Origin of the sequence: Hymenobacter saemangeumensis (assembly GCF_039541835.1) — a bacterium.
Taxonomy (GTDB): Bacteria; Bacteroidota; Bacteroidia; order Cytophagales; family Hymenobacteraceae; genus Hymenobacter; species Hymenobacter saemangeumensis.
This window is the reverse complement of record NZ_BAABGZ010000018.1, coordinates 107,592-124,779: the sequence shown is the minus strand read 5'-3', so window position 1 is coordinate 124,779 and position 17,188 is coordinate 107,592. Positions and strand designations below refer to the sequence as shown.

Below are 17,188 nucleotides of genomic sequence, written 5' to 3'. Positions count from 1 at the left end.
TGGCCTGCTTGATGCTCCTCAAAGCCAATTAGAGCAACTTCCTAAGTCATTAACACGCTCTAAGCTATGCTTTCCGATGCGACGTGTTTTCTCGTTTTCCAACCGCGCCACCCGTTGACCAGACGCCTCGTAGGCCTATTCGTACAGCAAGTACCAGAAGTGACATTGCGACCAGGCATTGAATCCCGCTTGGTGGAATTAGCGGCAGCCGCTGGTAGAGTTGGCCTCATAGTCTTTCACAACTTGGATACTCTTGGCTTGGACCCTACAAAAGTTGCCTGGTTTCATTCTTTAGCTCGCTGATTTTCCAACACAACAACCTGGAGGACCACTCGACCCACCTGCTGCAAAGTCTCCTTATCAATGATGCCCAGGTTATCGAGGTGGGTGTGGTGGTATGCCCCAAAATGTGGTTTTTTGGCGTTAAGCTCTACAATGTCGAGCATGGGAATATGCAGCGCATTTATTATAGGGAGGTGGTCGTCGATGACGCTAACGGATAAGCTATCTCGGAAGCTCGTACTGCCGAGCGCACGTGCGATGGCCCAAACCCTGCGTTGCAACTCAGGGGCGGATTGAGCCGACATACCCTCTCGGTAAAATACAGCATTTTGGGCCCCTACCATATCGAGCAGAATCCCATATTCGGCTTGGTAATTGGGTTGGTGTGGAAGGTGTGCCCAGTAGCGGGATCCAATGCACCATGAACGGTTCTGCGGATCCTCCTGCTCACGGCCTTTAGGCACCCCCTGGTCTTCCGCATCAAAAAAAATAATGTCCACGCCTAAATCAAACGAGTCCATTTTTTTGATTTGGCGAGCTAATTCGAGCAGTATTGCAACGCCGCTCGCTCCATCGTTTGCTCCATCGTTGGGCTGGTCTTTGTTTACATCGGCCTCGTCTGTTCCCCATCGGGTATCCCAATGTGCGGCTAATAAAATTCTACGTTTAGCTCGTGGATTGTACACGCCAATGACGTTCTGGCCGTAAGCTGTCTTTCCATTATAAGACCGATAGCTAAATGGTTGCACTTGCACCAATGCTCCTTGTCGCCGAAGTTGTTGGACATACCACGCGCGACACGCAGCCCGGGTGGCAGCGTGTGGCGTGCGGGGACCAAACGATACCTGGTGCACAAGGTAGGAGTAAGCTGAATCTTTGGAAAAGGTGGGGTTCACCCTGCGGTCTTGCAGGCGATGGGGGGCAACAACCTGTAAGTGGTCATAAGGCCGATTGCGGGTAATGCCAACTGCGATGCCCAGGGTCAGGACGAGGGCACCGACAGCCGTCACTGTGGCTTTCCTCGTCATTTGAGTTGGGAGAGGTTTTCTCCTTTTTCATCAAATAGCTCCTGTATCGTTACGGCAAAAGTATTGGCAATTGATGGGACGTGGCGCATGTTAGGGAAACAGGAACCCATTTCCCATGAACAATACGTGCTTTGGCTTATGCTTAGCAGATGGGCAACCTGCTGTTGTGTGAAGTTTCGCTCTCGCCGTAACTTAATGAGTTTGGTAGAAAATGTTTTGCTATTCATCGGAAAGAAAAAGGAAGGAATTAATTGCAAAGGGCATATAACTCAGAGCGAGCTAGGGGGTGCAGGAAGGCAAGAAGCGCTTTCTTGTCAGCTTGGGATAGGGGTAGCCTTGCTTTTGCCGACTAAAAAAGACTGAAGCAGTTTAGACAACTCTCTGGCAGGCTTAGCTAGAAAATTGATTAAAAGAACATAAAATAGAATGGGAGGTATAAGCTCTAATATTGCGGTATATAACCAAGTAAGGTTAATATCGGGGTAACTGCGGATTATTTTAACGCCAATGCTCCATACTAGGGAAGGCAGCAATAGAACTGACTTGGTATTGAAAAACAACACTGTCGTAAGCAAGGCTACTATCATAAGCTGGGAACAGAGCGCATAAAGAAATAGCAAGTAGTCGGAAAGCTTTTGAAATGGAGACGCCTCCCGCTTTCTCAACCAATGCCAACAAGATAAAAGCTTCCGAATTGAATCTTGGCGCAGATTTGGCCTTCCTAGAGCGTCCGCTAGCGCCCAATATCCGTCCATGCGCAAAAAAGGATTCAAATTACCATAAGTTCGCAGCAGTAGAATAAGGCACATGTACAGCAAGGCGATATTGCCGTAAAGCAAGAAGACACCGCAAAGCACTGTGCACAGCAAGATTTCCATGTAGAGCCCCGCTAGATCAATGATGACCCGTTGGGGAGCCGGCACGCGCCACGCATCGCTCACGTCAGCATAGAACACTGGCATGACGAGATAAAAGCCAAACCCTATATCCCCCGGGGTTGCTCCAAACCGCCGACAGGCGCTCGCGTGGCCTAACTCGTGCAGAAGGGTACTGAGGTAAAACATGCCATATAGAAAGGCAATGCTAAATGAGTTAACAGAATTGCTGCCGATGAGAACGGAAAATGAGCGAAAGTTGACAAAGTGTAGAAACGCCCAGCCGAGGCCGATTAGCATCAGCCCACCGGAAATGTAAAAGAATCTAGGTGTAAAAAGGAAGCTGCACAACCTCGCCAGCGGCATTATGTGACGAGACTTTATTAAGGTCAAGCGAAGCTTCAAATAAGAGGTGCTGACGCGGGGCGCAACCGGGTTGCTGGTCTGAATGACTCCGCACTGAGTCAAACGACCGGTGTACAATAATTCTAATAAACCATTTGGCTCGATCAGATGAGTCTCTTTGTTTAATTCACTCGCAATCTCGTGTAGGTTGCGCCGACCATCAACCAGTTCCAGCACTCGGTACAACTGAGAGCTGATGCGAAGCTGATGCTTATACAGGTGCTGCAAAACCAGATAGGTCGTCTTGTCAAAAGGAACTATTTCCACATCAGGGGAAATAACGGGTATCGCGTATTCGTCAACCTTCATATAAAAGACGTTTCACAGAGGCACTTTAAATTATAAAGAGCATGATATGCTTTATTGAAACCAAGTAATACTCGGCAACGAGTTAAAGCTAAAGAGTCAACTCTGATGCACTCCTGTTCGGTAATGCTATGCACCCCTCTACTGGACAGAGCGCTATGCTGAATTGCAGCCGATTAGATTTAGTGAGCGAGCAAGGAGCTATGCGCTAGATAAACAAAAGAAGTTGAACTGCTTTATGCTTGAATATCTAGTCTCAAACCTTACCTGTAGGGATATCCACCAACTAGACCACCTGCCGTGAAGACAGTTGGTTTTCGATTGACCAGTGAAAGAAATGCAGAAGCGGATACCTGCTAGTCCCTCCCCTATTATGACAGGTTATGACAGGGGCACTTGTAGCTCCAGGAGCTATAAATCGGTTATCCTAGTTAAGGAGCCAATGCTAAAGTAGGCAGCGGACTGTCTCAAAATATTTCTGCCGCTGTTGGTAAAGGCGGAACAGTAGCGAAGCCAGACTACTTGGGTAGTGGCTGGGCGGGCCTTCCTTGGCGATATGCGAATCGGATGAAACAACTGGTGCACGACCGGGTGTGCCAGCGGGATTCGTAGAATTGTGGCAACGCCACAACTTAAATAACAATTCATGCAAACGGGGGTAGAACGAGAGCAAGTGGAAACGCCGCGTCTGCTACAAAGCAGAAGCTAACAAATCCTTGAAAGAGAGGGTTTGTTGGTACAGGCAAACTTACAAAGCTGAGGGATACTTACCTAATGGGTAGACCTAATTCTAAATGGGGCGAGTAAAGCAAATGTCTTAGATTTGATTCTAATCGTTTGATATCTATAAACTTAATTAGCACTACAAAAGTGCAAAAATTTCGGAGGCTAAATTTCGGCAACTCGTGAGCCTGTTTGCCCTGGGTTTGACAGCCCGCCGGGTCGGCACCACGCGCCTGTACCAACGCCTGCGCCAGCACTTGAAGGGCTCACTGCAGATGCCAGTCGAGTTGCAGGGTACGTCGAAGTGGACGAGTCCTACTTCGGCCCACGGCGGGTGCGCGGCAAGCGCGGGCGCGGGCGGGCAGCAAAACCATTGTCTTTGGCCTGATCAAACGCGGCGGGCAGGTGTGCGTGGAAATCGTGCATGCCTACTCGAAAGCGACCTTGCAGTGTACTACTCCCAAAAAACTGGACAGCTTAGGCGGGGTATGTTAAGCAAATTGAGTAGGGTTGAAGGCATGAGTTTTGGCGAAGACTTGGGCAGGAGTTAGCCCCTTCAGGGCCGGTTGAGGGCGGTGGTGATTGTACTAGGTAAAGTAGGCGTACAACTTCTGGTAGAGGTACTGGCCGTAGGTAGAGGGATTGAGGTAGACGCATTTCCGTTTGACTGAGCGCCACAGGCACTCAATGAAGGCCTTTTCGGTGGCACGGCTGTGCCCGTCGCGGCTAATGCGGAAGCCGGCGTATAACAAGGCCTGCTCGAACGACTGGCTGGTAAACTGACTGCCCTGGTAGGAGTAGTAGATGAATGGGGCCGTTGCCACGCACAGGCCTGGTCGAGGGCCATAAGGCAAAACCCACAACGAGCGTGTTGGAGAGTTCCCAGCTGAGCACGTGGCGCACGTGTCGGTCGAGCACGGCCACCAAGTAGATGAAACCCTGGGCCAGGGGCATAAAGTTGATACCGGTGCTCCACACTTCATTCGGGCCGTAGCGGGCCGGTCCCGCTACAGCTACGGGTAGGGCCTGATGCCCTACACGCGCACGCGCACGCGCTTTTCATTGACGGCGTGGCCCTGCTGGCGCAGGTAGTCGCGCATGCCGACCACGCCCTTGAAGATGTGGCGCGTGAACTCCTCGTCCAGCCGCTGCATGAGCAGCAGGCTCAGGGCGCTTTCGCCCCGTGGCTGGTCGTAGTAGCTGCTGCGGGCCAGTCCCAGGACCCGGCAGCGGGCCTGCACTGAACCTTCGGCACTGGCCCGCAGCAGGGCGCGTTGCTAGGCTACGAACATGGCGGCAGCGTTTTTTAGCAACTGGTTCTCCATTTGCAGCCGGCCAATGGTGGGGTAAAGCGGCTCCACGTCGGGTGCAGCTGCTACGGCCGCACCAGGCTCAGTGAAGACCTGCGCCGCCTGCTGGCGCAGTTTCTGCTTTCAGCGAAGGAATTGTTCCACCGATAACTGGTAGCGCGTGGCCAACCCGGCCAGCGGGTGCCGCTCAGCAGAGCGGCGAGCGCCCTGCTGTTTTAAACGCAACAATGCAGCGACGACGCGTACGTTACGAGTTCATGGCATTGACTAAGATACCCGCCATTTACTGTCCAACTTTGGGAAGCATTGGTTTTTATAAATATATAAAACCTATATCAATAATTATAGAGAAATAAATGCCACTAGTGGTTACACTGTTGCTCAGGCATCCGCTTAGGGGCGAAGTAGGCGATGGTCGGGAACTGTGGCATTGTTGGCGCCAGGGAATGGAACGGCTCATTACGGGTGAGCGCGTCATTATCAGCGTGAAGCTCCACGGGTAACGGCACAGTGTCACGGCTTTGTGTACACATATATGGGTGCTGTAGCCATCCCCGTACTGAATGCAAGAATAAAGGCGTAGGCCGTAACCTCTTAACAGTCGTCGGGGCCAGTCGTCGGCGAGCAACGCGCGTGGTCTGCCATAGCCAGCATATAAAGCACGATAACACACATCAGACAAGCCTTTATCCATACCGACGTAAAAAAATCGCTTTTTCGATTTATCGTTTTTTCAATATGCATCACTCCATTCTTACTGTAGGTTTGCAGAGCCTGAAACAATGCAGTGTAATGTCATACTGCTTTAAGCCAATAGGCGCGAATAACATGGATAATTTCAACGAACAAGCTATTGACCTCTTCCGCATTGAGGAACTCGAGGAGCGTTTGGAAATGCAAACAACCTGCAGCGCTACTGTGAACAGCAACGGTACCTGCTCAGCTACAGTATCGCACACTTTCGACTGGTAGTCAACCGTATGTTCACTGTATGGGGAAGTGTACTCTGGTGCACTTCCCCTTTTTGCACCTAGTAACTAATACTAAGCCTGCACTCTAGAAAGTTAATGATTGTGCTATGTATTGTTCATAGGGGCTACATTATTTACAAAACCTATATTATCCATGGAAGCTACTGCGCCGCTACTTACCATCTGGAAAAATAAGTTCATAGCTTATGTGGGAAAAATGGCATTGAATAATTTTTTCAAGCATTTAGTAACCGATGAGCACTTCATATCCAAGGCGCTGCCAGCCTATTTGTACTATCCGCTCTTGTTTAACGAGGCATTTCAATATCATGAGCCAGAGAAGCTCGAAAAACTGTGCCTAGCCGGCTTTTTCTATTATCGGTCATTGATCGAATTAGATGACATTGTTGATTCTACCCACCCTACTAAACGACCATATGCACCCCTTGTCAGCAGCATTTGTCAGGAAGAGGCCATAAAGTTGCTTTCTTCTTTATTCCCACTTGATTCGATTTTTTGGTGTTATTGGGGTAACCGAAGGGATGAATACCTTAATGCTGTCGCTCAGGACAAGGCAAATCCTATTACTATACCGCTGCCAGCTTACGAAACCCACGCTGAACAGAAGTCAGCATTTGGCAAAATAGCTATTGACTCTTTGCATGTTCTTACTGAAGAAAAATATCTGTCGGTATACGAACAATTATTGAAGGCACACCGCCATTTCTCCGTAGGTTTTCAACTCTTGGATGATGTAAAAGATTATCGCAAGGATGCTGAGAATGCTCAAATAAATTGGGCACACATGGCTTTAAATGAGCATGCAAGCAGGCAACAGTACGAGCTTAATAATTGGCCATTAGCCAAACGCCACAGTTATCTTCACCTAAGTGGTGTGGCAAACAAATTGTTGAAACAATCAAATACTTGTTTTTCGCAGGCCTTGGAAATAGCGCAGGCTTTAGGTCTACACGCTTGGCAGGAAACCATAGTTCGACAAAACAAGGCAATAATGTACTTGCGTCTCTACTACGAAGCGCATGTAAAGCGAGCAATTTCAAAGTCCCGCTTTTCTACTACCCTGCGGTACGCCACGGCTAAAGGTGCGCCGTACGCGGCGAACGAACTGGCGTGTTGCCTTCGCTTGGCGGAGACGTTTATCACCGACAGCCAGAATGAGGATGGAAGTTGGCAGGATTTTCATACTAATGCGGGACTTAGCAATTCATGGGTCACAGGTTATGTACTAGCCCATATTGCTGACATTCCCTCCTGCAGTGGCCAAGCAAAAATTAAAGCGGCACGTTTTTTACAGAACTCCCACCAAAAGGGCAGTGGGTGGGGCTACAACACGGATTGGATTGCAGATGTTGATTCCACTACTACGGCGCTGCTTGCCCTTGATCTAAGCTGTCAGCCAATGTATCCACAGGCCACGTCATGGGTGGCCAATCAACGCAAGGACGGAGGGTTCAGTACATATACAGACCACCAGAAACTTTACCAATCGCTGGATAAGTCAAAGTCGAATTTGACGGGGTGGCTACAGAATCATACCTGCGTTAGCGCTATGGCCTACTACTTTCTTGCCAGAACCAACGACTATCCCGAAAGCCAATCCGAGGTGCGGAAGTTTTTGTTGCACGCGCGCAACCCGGAAGGAATGTGGGGGGCGTATTGGTGGACCTCCCCAATTTATAGTACCACATATATTATTAAAGGACTGCTTTTGGAAAGCGTCCCAGGTGCGTATGCTGATGTGATTAACAGTGCCGTCGAAGCCTTACTCAACCTACAATTAGCGGACGGCGGTTTCGGAACTGCCTTGCCGGCACCTGTGGCTTCGAGCGCCTATTATACAGGTCTGGTGCTGGACACCATTTGCAGCGACGCCGAACTATTTGCCCGCTATCGACCCCAGGCTGATAAAGCCTGCAATTGGCTTCTACGGCATCAGCATACGGACGGCTCTTGGAGCAGTAGTGCCTTGATGCAAATCCCGTCGCCGGAGGTGCAGCAGCCGCAAAAGGAGGTAAGCACTTGGCGTCTGTCGAGCAGCGGAACAAATATCATTGTGGAAGATGAAATGCGCGTTTTTTCAACGGTAATTGCGATGAAAGCAATTTCAGCTTATCGCAGGAGCCTGCCAGGATAAATTATTTATATTTACAATAAGTTAACTTCTGAGTTCATGAGAAAATTCACTGATTTTTCTTATTCTCAAATCTTCTGATTTTCATTCCGTACTTTTGCCTCTCTTACTGAATTTGAATTTAATAACTGTAAAACGCTTGACAAATTTTTATGAGAAGATACCATATTCTATTCCTCCTAATTTGTTTGAGTCGTTTGGCTCAGGGGCAGAAGTTAGAAGGCAAAGTAGTTGATGCCGTTACGAATAAGCCTATCCCGTACGCAAGTGTGTCGTTGCTGAATACCAGCATAGGCACCACATGTAATGCGGAGGGTGAGTTTGTTTTGCAGAAAGTCCCTGTGTCAAGCAAATTACTCGTTTCCGAACTAGGTCATCGGCGCGATACCATTGTGGTGACCTCGGCTGCGGTATTGCGTATTTCGCTTACTCCAGCATCTGTGGTTCTACCCGAAATACACGTTGGCAGCTACTTAGCGGACCTGTTACTGCAGGCTTATAACAAATCACGCCAACTTTATTCGCAAAAAACGTATGGACGGGCTTTCTATCGACAGATAACCCGTCACAACGGGGATGCTACCGAAGTGTTGGAAATGATTTGGAACACTAAAACCAACAATGCCGGTGTGGAAGGCACTTCCTTAGCCCAAGGTCGGTATGCAGAGAAAAAAGCTTTAGTTAAACTAAATAACTTTTCGCTTAATACCCGACTCTATGGCGTATACGATGCACAGGCAGATACCAGTCGTTCTATTTGGATGATAGGCCCTAACGTAGAGCGGTACTATTCACTCAACTTAGTTGGGGTGACAGAAAATGGCACGCAACAACTCGTAGAAGTAGAGTTTGCCAGTAAACCGGGCATCAACCCAAACCATCACCGGGGCAGCATCACCATTGACGCAATCACCCACCAAATTCTACGGTTTCAAATGGAAACAGAAGGGGTGCGAATTTCTTCAAACAGCGCTTCTACACAGTTTAAAGACCAGCGCACATTCTTTGAGATGGTATTTCAAGCTTCCGAAAAAGGGGCCCCCATTCTCAATTATGTCAGCGTTCGTTATCAAGCAGTTATTGCTCGGCCCAAAAAAGATGACGTTAACCTGCAAGTAAACTCCTTAACGGTTTTTTACGATGGACAGCCCGTTCCTTCGGGGATTGCTTACTCCTCTGCTGTAGACAAAGCCAACAAATCTGATTTAGTATCCATTAAGCGAACAACTTACAACCCCACCTTTTGGGCAGAAAATTCTATTGTCAAGCGAACCCCTTTGGAAGAGGGAGTAATCCAAGCGTTTGAGCAAAAGGGTGCTTTTGGCACGCTGCTTACGCACTAGGCTAATTTATTGGTCAACCTAATACCTATGAAGCGTTTCGCTCCTATTCTGCTGCCAAGTATACTTGGCGTATTTTTTCTTATCTCCGGCTTCGGTAAGGCTCTCGATACCGCTGAGTTTGCGGAAAGCATCGTAGGGTATGGCTTCCCAAAACAACTACGATACATTGCTCCTTTTGTCATTGCACTAGAGATTTGGCTCGGATTAGGATTGCTTTTGCAAGTGAAGGTTCGTCGTTTAGCCTTAATAAGCATGGTAGTGCTAGCCATCTTCACCGTTTCGTTTGCTTATGGCTATCTGCATCATGGAGTTACTGATTGTGGCTGTTTTGGCGCCTTTGATGCTCTACAGACGCCTCCATGGGTTTCCTTTTTGCGCAATGGTCTGTTGTTACTGGTTGCTGCATGGCTATACCGCAAGGCTCCCCCTGCCCCCTTGCCTACTCCATTTCCTTTACGGACACTGATTAGCGGGGCAACACTAGTCACTTTCTTATTGTCAGCTTTTTTGTATGTCCAACACGGCACAGCTCTTCGCTTGTCTGTCTCCGCTGGACAAGCTGTTCGGTCTTCTCCGATGGCACCGTTTTGCCCTCCCTCTCCTGATTCTACCTACGTTGTATTTATTTTCAGTCCAACCTGCCCGCACTGCTGGGCCGCAACCCCCAAAATAATGCAATACCGGAGCAGCGGTTTAGTTAGCAAAGTTGTGGCTTTGTGTCCACCTGCCACCAAGGAGAACCAGCAAAAGTACCTGTCTCATTTCAAGCCAGATTTTGGCATTAGGTCTGTAACTGGGAAGGAAATCCTTAGAATTAGCAGCTTGGTGCCCACCGCAGTTTTTGTCCGACGCGACACCATACTGGCTGTGTATACCACTCGCTTCCCAAGCGCTGACTCTCTACGGCTAGCTTTTGATGCGAGCCACCGGAACACTGGCTACACAGTAGGACATGTACGAAAGTAAGTAATAAACGCGCCTCAATGAGGCCTGGCAATTACTGAGAATAAAATTATTAAGCCATTTTGCAGCCTGCTCCGTTAAGTTGTACGAATTATTAGGGGACAGAAAGTAAGTCGGATGCGAAATAGTGCCTTTCCTAAATGCTGCTAGCGGTCCATTCGTAGCAGGGGCCAACCGGTGACACTGCTTGAAGCGGCTAAATAAGAGCACGACTTTGTTGCGGTCACGGTTCAGATTGCAGTTGCCGAAGCTCGTGAGCAAACGGGTCTTTTTGCTGGGGATTTCAGCTTACCACCCAAAGTGTATGGTCCCAGGGTGTGATGGGGTATTTTCAGGTCCGGAATTTCACCCTTCCTTATTGGACAAGTACTCCACGGCAGCGCCCGCACGGCGGCGGCGATACGGCGCGCTATCCAACATAGCCAAGAAAGCCTACAAAGCCTAGCCAGCCGGTACAGTATCAACCCGAAAACGGTGGCCAAGTGGCGTAAGCGCCCCACCACAACGGATGCGCGCAGGGGACCGGCCTCGACGGTGCTTACGGCCGAGCAGGAGGCCATCGCCGTGGCCTTTCGGCGGCACACCCTGCTGGCGCTTGACGATTGCCTCTACGCGCTGCAGGCCACGATACCGCAGCTGTTCCGCACGGGGCTGCACCGCTGATTCAAACGCCACGGCATCAGCCGTCAGCCCCTGAATGAGGACGGGCAGAGTCCGCCGAAAAAGAAATTCCAGGACTACCCCATCGGCTACCTGCACGTCGACTTCGCGGAAGTGCGCACCGTAGAAGGCCGGCAGTACCTCTTCGTCGCCATCGACCGCACCAGGAAAGTAGCTTTTGCTGAATTGCACCCGCGGGCAACGCGTATGGTCGCAGCGGACTTTAGCGGCAGGTGCTGTAAAAGCTGCCCTACAACGCCCACACCGTACTAACCGACAACGGGGTGCAGTTCACGCTGCAGCCCCATCAGTGGTTTCCGGGCGGACACACTTTTGCTCGTATCTGCCGGGCCTTCGGTGTGGAGCACTGACAGATCAAACCGACGCCCCGGTTGACCAAGGGGCAAGTTAAACGTCTGAACCGCACGAATTAAAGAGGCTACCGTCCAGCGCTACCACTACCAGACCACGGAGGAGCTCAACGAGCACCTGCAAGCCTTTTTGCTGGCCTTTAACCACGCCAAGCGCTTGAAGACCCTGCGTGGGCTCACCCCACACGACTTTATCTGTGTTCAGTGGCAAAAGGACCCGACTATCTTTACTCATGACCCTACCCAGCTCACCTTGGGATTATACAATTAGGAGACGGTTTTCGGTTTCGAAATCCCACAAACCCAAATCCCAAAACTGTTAGCTGCAATCAGGTGTAATTCAAAATAACGCGGGACCTTTTCGGTGACTTTCTCCTGCGCCATCTGCTCGCACAGGGTATTCCAGTAGCCCCGTGGCCTTCGCTCAACAAGTCTATTATGTGAATAAGGTGCGGCCCACATCGTTTTGCACTATGCCCGCACGCAGCTAGCACCGTATGTTGCGGTTGCTGTTACTAACCGGCTTTTGCCGGACCGGTAAAACCCGCCCCTAGCCCGGCGCGTAAGCCCGACATAAAACCTCAGGCTATGGCTACGCTCTCCGATAAAGGACTTAAGATTTCCAAGAACGTACTGTTCAACATGTTTGTGGGCCGCGCCACCAAGCTGCTGGGCCGCCCCTTTAAAGTAATTACCACGCTGAACGAGGTGGCTGACAAGCTCGCCGACAAAAAAAGTACGGACAGCAAGTTCAAGCAATTGTTTGACGTGGGCCAGACCCTGGTACGCCTGGTGCGGCGCTACATCAGCGGTGAATACCGCGACATCAACACTTCCACTATTGTATCGGGCCTGGCCGTGCTGCTGTACGTGCTGTCGCCCATCGACCTGGTACCCGACTTTATTCCCGTGCTGGGCTTTCTCGACGACCTGAGCCTGATTAGCTGGTTTGTGAGCAAGTTTCAGGAGGAAATTTCCCGATACCGCGCCTGGGAAGACTCTTCGCGGGGTAGCATAACTGGGGCTGTTCCCGCTACTGCTGCCGCCAGCGCCGATACCAGCCTGCCCAGCGTAGCGCAGCTAGGCCATTCCTGATAGACCCATTCAAGCTTCTCAGCAGTTCTTGCGCTAAAGCGGCCGAAGGACCTTAGCTGGGCAGAGGAAAAGCAGCCGACACGCGCTGCTACTTCTTCGGCCCGGCTAAGGTCTTTCCTTTTACTGCCCTTGCTATGGGATAGGGACAAGGGGCTTTGCTCCGCCATTCGGGCGTATTTTTGGGCTCCCACCCGATTTTACGTCTTTCTATGATTCGACTATTGCGTCCGCTGGCCCTGCTGGCCGGCTTACTACTCACGCTGCGCCCGGTGGCGTTTGCCGACGAAGGCATGTGGCTGCCCCTGCTGCTCAAGCAGCTGAATGAAAAGGACATGCAGAAGAAAGGCCTGAAGCTTTCGGCCGAAGACATTTACAGCATCAACAAAGGCAGCCTGAAGGATGCCGTGGTGCAGTTCGGCGGGGGCTGCACCGGCGAAATCATCTCCGACCAGGGTCTGCTGCTCACCAACCACCACTGCGGCTACGGCCAGATTCAGCAGCACTCCTCGGTGGAGAAGGACTACCTCACCAAAGGCTACTGGGCCATGGACCGCAGCCAGGAGCTGGCCAACCCGGGCCTGACGGCCACCTTCATCGTGCGCATGGAAGACGTGACCAAGCAGGTGCTGGCCGGCATCGCGCCGGGCACGGCCGAAGCCGAGCGCGAAAAGCAGGTGCAGGCCAATGGCCAGAAAGTAGCCCAGGCTGCCATTCAAGGCACCCACTACCAGTCTTTTGTGCGGCCCATGTTCGGCGGCAACGAGTACTACCTGTTTGTGACCGAGGTGTTTCAGGACGTACGCCTGGTGGGTGCCCCGCCGAGCAGCATCGGCAAGTTTGGCGGCGACACCGACAACTGGGCCTGGCCCCGGCACACCGGCGACTTCAGCATCTTCCGCATCTACGCCGGCCCCGACAACAAGCCGGCGGCGTATTCGCCGCAGAACGTGCCCTTCAAGCCGCGCCACCACCTGCCTATCTCCCTGGCCGGCGTCAAGCCCGGCGACTTCACCCTGGTGTTTGGCTTTCCCGGCCGCACCAACGAGTACCTCACCTCCTGGGGCGTGGATGAAATTTACTCCGTCGACGACCCGGCCCGGGTGAAGGTGCGCACCGCCCTGCTTAAAATCTGGGACCAGGACATGCTGGCTTCCGACAAAGTCCGCATTCAGTACGCCGCCAAGTACGCCAGCATTGCCAACTACTGGAAGAAGTGGCAGGGCGAGATGCGGGGCCTGAAAAAGCTCGACGCCGTGCAGCGCAAGCGCAACCAGGAAGCCGAATTCAGCAAGTGGGTGGCGGCCGACCCTGGCCGGCAGGCCGCCTACGGCACGCTGCTGGCCGACCTGCAGCGCAACTACACCCAGGAGCGTGACTACGTGCTGGCCCGGGCCTACGTGAGCGAAGCGGCCTTCGGCGTCGAGCTGCTCAAGTTTGCCAATGCCTTTGTGCCGGTCGCCGACTTAATTGCAGCCAAAGCGCCAGCCGCCGAGGTGAAGGCCGCGGCCGACAAGCTGCGCACGGGCATCGCCGGTTTTTTCCGCAACTACAACGCCCCCACCGACCAGAAGGTGGCGGCGGCCCTGCTGCCGCTCTACGCCGACAACACCCCGGCCGCCCTGCTGCCTGAGTACGTGAAGAGCCTCAAAGCGCAGAACACCAACGCCGAAAGCTGGACCCGCTTTGCCGCCGACCTGTTTGCCAAAACCCGCCTCGCCACCGAAGCCGGCGCCAACAAAGTAGTGGACGACCTGCTGGCCGGCAACGCCGCTTCCCTGACGTCGGACCCCGCTTACCAGCTGGCCAGCGCCGTACAGAACACCCTGCGCGCCCAGATTCAGCCAACTTATCAAGCTGCTGCCGACAACATCACCCTGCTGCAGCGCAGCTACGTGGCTGCCCTGCGCCAGTGGCAGACCTCCCGCACCTTCTACCCCGATGCCAACTCCACCCTGCGGGTAGCTTACGGGCAGGTAGCCGGCTACCAGCCCGCCGACGGCATGCGCTACGACTACTACACCACCCTCGACGGCATCATGGAAAAGGCCGACCCCACCAACCCCGAGTTTGAGGTGTCGCCGCGCCTGGTGGAGCTTTACCAGAAGAAAGACTACGGTCCTTACGCCGTGAACGGCACCGTGCCGGTGGCCTTTACCGCCACCAACCACACCACCGGCGGCAACTCCGGCTCGCCCGTCATCAACGGCCGCGGCGAGCTTATCGGCCTCAACTTCGACCGGGCCTGGGAAAGCACCATGTCCGACATCATGTTCGACCCCGACCGGGTGCGCAACATTGCCATGGACGTACGCTACCTGCTGTTTGTAGTCGACAAGTTTGCTGGCGCCGGCCACCTGGTAAAGGAAATGACCCTGGTGGGCACACCAGGCGAAAGTCCGAAAGCCCCAGCCGTAAAAAAGGTAAAGGTGAAGGTCAAAAGCTAGGACAGCATTAGTTTAAAGTTAAAAGTGAGGAGTTAAAAGACGTTCTGTCTTTTAACTCCTCACTTTTAACTTTAAACTATAAACCAGTCAGGGCTTTTCAATACCCTGCCGGCTTAATTCCTGCTCGTATTTCTCATAGATAACCCGCAGGTCGGCGTTGTGCTTGTCGGCGTCGACGCCAATGCTCACGTTGCTGCGGTGAAAGCGGTGCAGGTGGCTGATGTGGGGACAGAGCACGGGCAGGTGGCCAGCCAGCAGGAAGCGCACATACAGGTCCAGGTCTTCGGCCATGGTCAGCTCGGCAGTATAGCCGCCTACTTCGTCGAACAAGGCCCGGCTGTAGCACACGTTGCCCTGAATAAAATGCTCGGCCCGGAAAATGGCCCGCAGCATGTCGGCCGGGGAGTCGAAGCGCCAGCTGTAATAGTCTTCGCCGGGCATGTAGCGGCCCTGCTCGTCGACGCGCAGGAAGTCGGCCACCAGCCAGGGCCGGCCGGCGTGGGCGTTGATTTGGGCGGCGTAGTTGTGCAGGGTGCGCTGCAGCAGGAAGTCGTCGTCGTCGAGCGGCACAATCCAGGCCTCGGGCGGTGCTTCCCGGATGAGCTGGTTGCGGGCAAAGCCGGCCGTTTGCTTGCTGGCGTGCTGCCAGTACCGCAGGGGGGGCCCCGGCTCCTTGGCGGCTTCGCGCAGGTAAGCCGGGGTGCCGTCGCTGGAGCCGTTGTCGTAAATAAGGTGCTCGAAGGAGAAGTCGAGTGGGGCGCTGATGGTGGCCCGGACGCTGGCTACCGCATCGGGCAGCAGGTCCCGCCGCTGGTGCGTGGGGGTGATAACGGAAAAGTGCATACCCCTATTTTTCGGCTGTTGCGCCGAAAAGTTGCCCCGCATTCTTCCTTAAATTTAACTTTCCATTCGCACGCGGCGTTTAGGCCCTTGCCCTGGCTTTATTCCTATGCCCACTTTCGTAGTTTCCCTGCGCCTTCCCGAGGCTTTCGATGCGGATTTTATTGCCCTCATTCCCCGTCACCGCGCTTTTATCAACCAGCTGCTGGCCGATAAAGTCATCGAAGCCTATGCCATCAGCGCCGACCGCAGCCGGGGCTGGGTGACCATGCACGGCGACGATGCGGCCGCCGTGCAAGCCATGATTGAGCAGTTTCCGCTGTATGAGCACCTGCATGGCGTGGAAATTGATGAGCTGTTCATTTTCGACAGCGCCGCCTCGCGCTTCCCTCATATCAGCCTGAACTAGCTAAGGACGGCTGCAGACAAGGCTCGCCGTATCTTTCCTTATTGTATCAACATCCACTTATGCCTTCACTCTCTGCCCGCGCTTCTCTATTTATTCCAGCCGGACTGCCCCTACTGGCTTTTTTCTTTACCGGGGCCGCCCCGGCCGGCCAGCCGCAGGCCGCCATCACCACCGAGCAGGTTGCGGCCCGCATGGGCGCCGCCATCGAAAACCTGAAGACGCTGCGCTGCACGGTGAACGCGCAGGAGCGGGTAGCGGGCAAAATCAACCGGGCCCGCAGCGTCATGAAAATTAACTTCGCTCCGTTCCGGGTGTATGTAAAAAACCAGAAGGGCGTGGAAGTGCTGTGGGTAACGGGACAAAACGACGGCGACGCCTGGGTGTACCCGGCCACCTTCCCCTACGTCACGCTCAGCCTCGACCCCAACGGCAAGCTCATGCGCAGCAACCAGCACCACACCGTGCTGCAGGCGGGCTTCGGCACCATTGCCGAGCTGCTGCGCACCACGGGCAGACGTCAGGACCACAGCTATAGCCGCTCGTTTCGTTACGTAGGTGATAGCACCGTGCAAGGCAAAACCTGCCATATCATGCAATCCAACTACCCGCAGTTTCGCTACGTGAGCTACAAGGCCGGCAAAAACGAGACGGTCAGCACTGTAGCTGAGCGGTTTGGCTGCGGCGAGTTCCGCATCATGGAGCGCAACGACCTGAACCCCGAAGAAAAGATTCCCGAAGGCAAAGTGCTGCAGGTACCCAACGCCTACGGCCGCCGCACCATTCTCAGCGTCGACCCCAAGACCTTTCTACCCACCATGGTGCACGTAGAAGACGACAAAGGCCTGTTTGAGAAGTTTGAGTTCTCAGAAGTCATTCCCAACCAGTCCATTCCGCTGGAAGAATTCAAAAAAGGATACCCAGGCTACAAACTATAATCGCTGATTGGCGCTGATTTTTTTGATTGCGCTGATTTTTTCTGTTCATTTTTTCTTCCTGTTGCGCTATTCATGC

At 52.9% G+C, this 17,188-nt stretch carries 13 protein-coding genes and 2 pseudogenes; 9 read left to right on the top strand and 6 right to left on the bottom strand.

Annotated elements, in window-relative coordinates; translation table 11 throughout:
* Positions 1–284 precede the first annotated feature (284 nt).
* The 3 genes from ABD919_RS09555 to ABD919_RS09550 all read right to left on the bottom strand — a co-directional run bounded on the left by ABD919_RS09555 (position 285) and on the right by ABD919_RS09550 (position 2,899).
* Complete coding sequence (locus ABD919_RS09555; RefSeq protein WP_345235771.1) at positions 285–1,031, bottom strand: M28 family peptidase; 747 nt, start codon at positions 1,029–1,031, stop codon at positions 285–287.
* Positions 1,032–1,306: 275 nt separating this feature from the next.
* On the bottom strand, positions 1,307–1,537 hold the full coding sequence (locus ABD919_RS23960) for a helix-turn-helix transcriptional regulator (RefSeq protein ID WP_425556403.1): 231 nt from the start codon (positions 1,535–1,537) through the stop codon (positions 1,307–1,309).
* An 87-nt stretch (positions 1,538–1,624) separates the two neighbouring features.
* Positions 1,625–2,899 (bottom strand): hypothetical protein, encoded by a 1,275-nt coding sequence (locus ABD919_RS09550; RefSeq protein ID WP_345235770.1) that lies wholly within the window; start codon positions 2,897–2,899, stop codon positions 1,625–1,627.
* Positions 2,900–3,903: 1,004 nt separating this feature from the next.
* On the opposite strand from ABD919_RS09550, the pseudogene ABD919_RS09545 reads away from it, so the two are divergent.
* Positions 3,904–4,069 (top strand): annotated as a pseudogene (locus tag ABD919_RS09545) (transposase); the annotation flags it as partial.
* A gap of 137 nt (positions 4,070–4,206) precedes the next feature.
* Here ABD919_RS09545 and ABD919_RS09540 read toward each other — a convergent pair.
* The gene (locus ABD919_RS09540) at positions 4,207–4,443 is read right to left on the bottom strand and encodes a hypothetical protein (RefSeq protein WP_345235769.1); all 237 of its coding nucleotides are present in this window, start codon (positions 4,441–4,443) and stop codon (positions 4,207–4,209) included.
* Between the two features lie 210 nt (positions 4,444–4,653).
* Positions 4,654–4,860, bottom strand: a complete 207-nt coding sequence (locus ABD919_RS09535) for a hypothetical protein (RefSeq protein ID WP_345235768.1) — start codon at positions 4,858–4,860, stop codon at positions 4,654–4,656.
* Positions 4,861–6,054: 1,194 nt separating this feature from the next.
* Here ABD919_RS09535 and ABD919_RS09530 point away from each other — a divergent pair.
* The 6 genes and pseudogenes from ABD919_RS09530 to ABD919_RS09505 all read left to right on the top strand — a co-directional run bounded on the left by ABD919_RS09530 (position 6,055) and on the right by ABD919_RS09505 (position 14,928).
* On the top strand, positions 6,055–8,055 hold the full coding sequence (locus ABD919_RS09530; protein WP_345235767.1) for a prenyltransferase/squalene oxidase repeat-containing protein: 2,001 nt from the start codon (positions 6,055–6,057) through the stop codon (positions 8,053–8,055).
* A 185-nt stretch (positions 8,056–8,240) separates the two neighbouring features.
* The gene (locus ABD919_RS09525) at positions 8,241–9,395 is read left to right on the top strand and encodes a carboxypeptidase-like regulatory domain-containing protein (protein WP_345235766.1); all 1,155 of its coding nucleotides are present in this window, start codon (positions 8,241–8,243) and stop codon (positions 9,393–9,395) included.
* A gap of 27 nt (positions 9,396–9,422) precedes the next feature.
* Positions 9,423–10,361 (top strand): DoxX family protein, encoded by a 939-nt coding sequence (locus ABD919_RS09520; RefSeq protein WP_345235765.1) that lies wholly within the window; start codon positions 9,423–9,425, stop codon positions 10,359–10,361.
* Between the two features lie 354 nt (positions 10,362–10,715).
* Positions 10,716–11,660: pseudogene (locus ABD919_RS09515) on the top strand (DDE-type integrase/transposase/recombinase).
* Between the two features lie 317 nt (positions 11,661–11,977).
* On the top strand, positions 11,978–12,484 hold the full coding sequence (locus ABD919_RS09510; RefSeq protein WP_345235764.1) for a YkvA family protein: 507 nt from the start codon (positions 11,978–11,980) through the stop codon (positions 12,482–12,484).
* A gap of 209 nt (positions 12,485–12,693) precedes the next feature.
* Complete coding sequence (locus ABD919_RS09505) at positions 12,694–14,928, top strand: S46 family peptidase (RefSeq protein ID WP_345235763.1); 2,235 nt, start codon at positions 12,694–12,696, stop codon at positions 14,926–14,928.
* Positions 14,929–15,015: 87 nt separating this feature from the next.
* Here ABD919_RS09505 and ABD919_RS09500 read toward each other — a convergent pair whose 3' ends face one another.
* Complete coding sequence (locus tag ABD919_RS09500; RefSeq protein ID WP_345235762.1) at positions 15,016–15,771, bottom strand: glycosyltransferase family 2 protein; 756 nt, start codon at positions 15,769–15,771, stop codon at positions 15,016–15,018.
* 106 nt (positions 15,772–15,877) lie between these two features.
* Here ABD919_RS09500 and ABD919_RS09495 point away from each other — a divergent pair, with 106 nt between their 5' ends.
* A complete protein-coding gene (locus tag ABD919_RS09495) occupies positions 15,878–16,177 on the top strand; it encodes a hypothetical protein (protein WP_345235761.1) in 300 nt (99 codons plus the stop codon).
* 59 nt (positions 16,178–16,236) lie between these two features.
* A complete protein-coding gene (locus tag ABD919_RS09490; RefSeq protein ID WP_345235760.1) occupies positions 16,237–17,112 on the top strand; it encodes a DUF1571 domain-containing protein in 876 nt (291 codons plus the stop codon).
* Positions 17,113–17,188 lie beyond the last annotated feature (76 nt).

Bases quoted from the DNA above. Each gene is read 5' to 3' on its own strand.
- ABD919_RS09530 (WP_345235767.1), top strand. From the start codon at position 6,055: ATGGAAGCTACTGCGCCGCTACTTACCATCTGGAAAAATAAGTTCATA.
- ABD919_RS09520 (WP_345235765.1), top strand. From the start codon at position 9,423: ATGAAGCGTTTCGCTCCTATTCTGCTGCCAAGTATACTTGGCGTATTT.
- ABD919_RS09510 (WP_345235764.1), top strand. From the start codon at position 11,978: ATGGCTACGCTCTCCGATAAAGGACTTAAGATTTCCAAGAACGTACTG.
- ABD919_RS09550 (WP_345235770.1), bottom strand. From the start codon at position 2,899: ATGAAGGTTGACGAATACGCGATACCCGTTATTTCCCCTGATGTGGAA.
- ABD919_RS23960 (WP_425556403.1), bottom strand. From the start codon at position 1,537: ATGAATAGCAAAACATTTTCTACCAAACTCATTAAGTTACGGCGAGAG.
- ABD919_RS09505 (WP_345235763.1), top strand. From the start codon at position 12,694: ATGATTCGACTATTGCGTCCGCTGGCCCTGCTGGCCGGCTTACTACTC.
- ABD919_RS09495 (WP_345235761.1), top strand. From the start codon at position 15,878: ATGCCCACTTTCGTAGTTTCCCTGCGCCTTCCCGAGGCTTTCGATGCG.
- ABD919_RS09500 (WP_345235762.1), bottom strand. From the start codon at position 15,771: ATGCACTTTTCCGTTATCACCCCCACGCACCAGCGGCGGGACCTGCTG.
- ABD919_RS09490 (WP_345235760.1), top strand. From the start codon at position 16,237: ATGCCTTCACTCTCTGCCCGCGCTTCTCTATTTATTCCAGCCGGACTG.